The organism is Undibacterium sp. GrIS 1.2 (genome assembly GCF_040544435.1).
Lineage (GTDB): Bacteria > Pseudomonadota > Gammaproteobacteria > Burkholderiales > Burkholderiaceae_D > Undibacterium.
Map to the genome: position 1 here is coordinate 1 of NZ_JBEONP010000124.1, position 2,971 is coordinate 2,971.

Here is a 2,971-nt window from a genome sequence, read left to right on the forward strand (position 1 = left end):
TTGGGTCGTGGCTCATGCCTTCTCCTTAACTTTGAAACGAAGGAGTGTGGCGCGTTCATTTCATCATTGCTAGATGGTTGCGTCGGACGCTTACGATCTCATCCCGAAAGCCGGCGTCGTAGTCCAACGGGTCCGGGACGAGGTGAATTCGACCGGCTCTTATGCCTGGCTCCAGAACCATTAGCAAGAACACACTACGCAAAGTCTGGTCGCGAAACTGCTCAGGGTGATAAATCGGACTAAATTCCGGCCGGACACCGTTTGCGTTGACGAACGGGTGGACAAGAACAAGTTCGTCCACGTACGCAAGCATGCCCGTAATTTTTTTTAAAAGCGTGCGCGCATCCATCATGCCAAGATACAACGCGCGCGATCGCTTGCTCTGTGGACTCGGCAGAAGATCGACCAACTGAGTGTCTGTTGGCCAAAGAGCCGCAAACATTTCATGAATTCGGCGCACTTGATCGTCAGATAGATTGCGACGAACATCCAGCCAAGTGGTCTGCTCGTCGTCCAATCGCAAGATACGATTGACGCCGCGCACGAGGGCCAGGTTGCGCTCGCGGATACTCATCACACTCCAGGACGGCCGCCTTTGTGGCATCACATCCGCACAGCACTCGCGAAACGCGAGTCCACTGCCGCAGCCGCATAGAGCATCTGGTGTCGGATCCTTCGTTAACGGCGACTTGGCCAGGTACTCATGCGCTTTAGAGGTCCGTCCGAATTTGTCGCGATAGGCTGAAGTGCCGTCCTTATACCCGATATACATCTCACCTCTGAATCCCCAAAGATCTTTAGGCGGCAACAAAATCTTTGCTATGTCCTTCCAAGAATGGGAGCAATGCTGCTCCGGGTAGAGCCAGGCCAAATTGGATGACGCCACGTATTTCCTCGCGCGAGTCTTAAGCACGAAGTTGATGGCATGGACTTCAGCCTCGCTCAGTTCGCGACTGCGAATTAAGACGTCGGTACGCACCATGGAATTGCCGCGAAACCGAGCGTTCGTACGCCGCGACAGAAGGGCAGCTTTCTCCGGATCCTCAGCGTATTCGAGGTTGGTGAGGATCAAACAATAATTCGCATCCAACGCAAAGACTGTTTGCGAACCGACGAGCTCGATGCCCGGATCGCCCGGATATTGGCATTCGGTTGTGTCGGGGGAGAGCTTCGAATGGTAAATGGTGACTGGGTGGTCGCTCACCAGAAATTTCACCGGTGACTGCACGGCCGATACGATCTCTCGCACGCCTTCAGACCACATGGTGCAGTGCATCTGCCGCAGCGCCTGCATCTGTTTCATCAACTCCATCTGCGGTAGGTTCTGGTAGTGCTTCAGAATCCAGTCAAGACCTTTGGGGGTGCGTAGCTTCTGTGCATCCATGTATCCGAAGAAGTCTTGAAACCCGTGATGGATCTTGACAGGGTCGCCTGAGATCCAACCGCGAACCGCATCCGCACCGCTCTTATCGATTTTCCCGAACAGGAATGTCTCGATGTCGTCGTTCAGCGTCTCGCCTAAGCGAGTTGTGTAGAGATCAAGCTCCTTGAATGCCTGCTTCGTGCCAAGTTCCTCGACGTCAGGTTCCCAAAGGATCTGTGCGTTTGGCAATAAATTAGCGGCTGGATGCAGGTTGAGGACATACAATTTGTGTTGGCCTTTGGCCAGAAATCCTCGCTGATACCATTGCGGTACGTAGTGGTTGTTGCGGGTAATTTTCTGCTGCACGGACACCGTTACCCCTTGGATGTTAAATGCCGACTACACTGGTACGGCGAGATTTGACAGCTATTGGTCGATTGTAGATGTCCATTACAAAAATGTCACTGATTGGTTACGCTCCAAGGGAGCAAATCTTGCTTCCAGCACACCGTAACTCAAGCGATCGTTGATGATATCTAGCAATTTTTTGGATGAAAATAACTGGCATCTTCGATGCGAAGATGCATTTTCTTCCAGATGCCAATATTTATAGCCGCCACAAAGCAAGGCGAACGACATTTTCTTCTAGTCTATTTTATAGTTACACTTGATTCTCAACAAATTTCAAGCAAATTCCGACCGCCCCTAGCGTTGCACCCCCGAAATTGGGTGGCATAAGTAATTTCTCTCCTAAATTCGCGACTACAAAGAATCACAACGCCACGACAGACATCACTCAATGGAGTCATTATCAAATTAAAGTGCAATAGCAACCATTATTTTAAGCTCACATATCCTTTTTTAAACCAAAGGGAGTGAGTACAAACCAACTCAAATCAAACAAATTGGAATTTTTAATTAATGGCTGGATCAATGTCCTGGACAAAAGGAACCCGTTGAGCACACGGCAGCTGTGGGCTGCGACCTGTAAGCGCCGTTTCCGCAATTTCTATCAAACTCTCGTGTATTTTGTAACGACTAATTTTCTAATTTTAAAGCCGGAAGAAAATTTATTGCCTTAATGATTGCACGACTTAATACGATTTGAACCGATGTGTCTACAGCAAAAAATTGTAGCCATTTATTGTCCTTGTATATTTCGTCCTTCTTCGATTTAGGAAGAACCAAATAAATCAGATTTTCTTGGCCAAATCGGTTTGTGTTTGTTTTAGAGTGACTTCGACTATGTATATTAAATCGTCATCTTTGATTTCGATGGCGAGTTTATCTTTATTCTCAATACTGACATCTCGAAAATTGGCGGCACCCAACATCCCAGATCCTGCAACGTCCTTTATTGCTCCAAGATTAGACACTGTTCCAGCGGATGAGCCCCGCGAAAGAGCGAACATTGCGACAGCACCAAGGGAATTAACAATCGAATTTTGATGCGATGGCCCACGCTCTATTGCCGCAGCAATTTGCGACTTGGTACCCACCATGAGTGTATTAATTAGGACTTACGCAAAAAGCGTAATTTTGTAATAAAACGGGTTTATGCAAGACGCATAGTAATACTCGGATTTTTAAGTTGCTGTCGTAAGAATT

General features: G+C 48.2%; 2 protein-coding genes. Both read right to left on the bottom strand.

The features are described 5' to 3' along the window. Positions 1–55: 55 nt before the first annotated feature. On the bottom strand, positions 56–1,735 hold the full coding sequence (locus AAKU61_RS22305) for a DUF4238 domain-containing protein (protein ID WP_354335799.1): 1,680 nt from the start codon (positions 1,733–1,735) through the stop codon (positions 56–58). Positions 1,736–2,556: 821 nt separating this feature from the next. Then, positions 2,557–2,862 (bottom strand): hypothetical protein, encoded by a 306-nt coding sequence (locus AAKU61_RS22310; protein ID WP_354335801.1) that lies wholly within the window; start codon positions 2,860–2,862, stop codon positions 2,557–2,559. Positions 2,863–2,971 lie beyond the last annotated feature (109 nt).